This window comes from Hominimerdicola alba 8, assembly GCF_000178155.2.
Lineage (GTDB): Bacteria > Bacillota > Clostridia > Oscillospirales > Ruminococcaceae > Hominimerdicola > Hominimerdicola alba_C.
On record NZ_ADKM02000057.1, the window covers coordinates 1 to 1791 of the forward strand.

The following is a 1791-nucleotide window of genomic DNA, read 5'->3' on the forward strand; positions in this document are numbered from 1 at the left end:
AGCTGCAAGCCCAAATCTTTATTCCAGTGGTATAAATGGTCATGATTTCTGGCAATCGAATATTACTTCGTGTGAAAACTATGGTGATATCAGTTCTATTACTCAAAAGACCGAAGATACCAATGAATACTTTATATGTTATTCATACAGTGGCGAAATCATAGGGACTGCATCTGAAAAGATAGTAGATAACTGCTTGAATTATGGCAATATTTATTCCAAATGTGAAAGTACAGTCAAAACCATTGTTGTTTCAACTGCATCGTCGGGTGGTTTAATCGGAGAAGGTAAATTTGATATTGCCGAAGAATCAATAAAAACCACAGACCTGTCATTCCGGCAGATCTGTATTTTTTTGCTCCATCATCTGTGTCACACGTGACACAACCGCCAAAACAAACTTTAAACTATATATGAAAATTTTTTTGACCATTTTCTTGACTTATTTATCTGCCTGTGATATACTTTAGTCATAGAAGAGGAGAGGCAGACAACACTTGCTCCCTGCAACAAAAAAGCGACCTCTTAGCGCCAAGAGGTTAACATGGCGTGAAAACTCCAGTTATCAATTAATCGTTTCGCTTTTGCATAGCAAGCAACTCACCAAACTGATCATCCTTGTTGATCTGTACGATTCTTTCTTATGTTTTTTTAGGTTTTTTTGCTCATATGAAAAGACCCCCATCAATTTGGTGGGGGTCTTTCATTTTATCCCGTCAAATTTTCTTGTAAAATAATTTTGTCGTACTTCATACTGTCAGCAACGGCAGTCGTTACGGCAACGTTGAAACGATAGTGAATCTGACCATTGTAACCGAGGATAATTACAGCTACTATAAATTCAGCATCTCAGTTGATCAACCAAAGCACATTGGCGTTGATTCCATCGAGACAGACTTGTTTACCTGTCTTGCATTTGATGACAACGCAAAGTCAGTGATTATCCTCTATTCAAAAGGTGGGACTATTACATTTGTTGGCTCGCTCAGGAAGGCCCCTGATAATACCGCAGTTATTATTGTGGAGAAACTGCACTTCCAGAACAGATTTTCGGTCAAGGTCGCTGTTGATTCGGGACAGCTTTTCTAACGATGTGGGCGGTATGCTCCCAGACGAACGAAAAAACTCATAGCAGCTTTCGGATATAGTTACCGTTATTCTTATATATGAAACAAGGTTCTCAGAGTGGTTCTGAGAGCCTTGTTCTATTTATTATAGCACTTTAGAGCAAAGAAAAATACAATATACAAGCAACCACGCTATGTCACTATTTATAGATTTATATGTCACCAAAAAGTGACTTTTACCTATTGACAAACCACATACGTAGTGATATAATATACAGTAAGATATTGTAAGTTAGGAGCAAGGACAATGGCTGAAAATAATCAGAAGATAAAGCTGCTCAGGATAATGGAGTTTTTACGGGCGGAATCGACCGAAGGAAAGCCAGTATCTACCAGTCAGATCATAAGCTACCTTAATAGTATCCATATTTCCTGCGAACGTAGAACACTTTATAAAGATATGGATATGCTGATTGAAAACGGTGCAAATATAGTTAAGACAGAACTTGGACGTGAGAATGCTTACTATATGAACGAAGTATCGTTCTCTCTTGCTGAGGTTAAAACCCTTATTGATGCTATTCAAGCTGCTAACTTTGTTCCCGCAGACAAGACTGCCGATCTGGTTGAAAAGCTGCTGTCATATGCAGGAGTACGTCGTTCTGAGATTGTCAGGGATAATATTATCTTCTACAATAACCACAAGCACTCCAACCAAGATATT

General features: G+C 38.3%; 3 protein-coding genes. All 3 read left to right on the plus strand.

Going from position 1 to position 1791, the window contains the following annotated elements:
* Positions 1-382 (plus strand): hypothetical protein (locus CUS_RS20175; RefSeq protein ID WP_037276671.1); only part of this gene is annotated, 382 nt, incomplete at its 5' end.
* Positions 383-795: 413 nt separating this feature from the next.
* A complete protein-coding gene (locus tag CUS_RS05360; RefSeq protein WP_227945392.1) occupies positions 796-1089 on the plus strand; it encodes a single-stranded DNA-binding protein in 294 nt (97 codons plus the stop codon).
* Between the two features lie 285 nt (positions 1090-1374).
* Positions 1375-1791 (plus strand): hypothetical protein (locus CUS_RS05365; protein ID WP_002848130.1); only part of this gene is annotated, 417 nt, incomplete at its 3' end.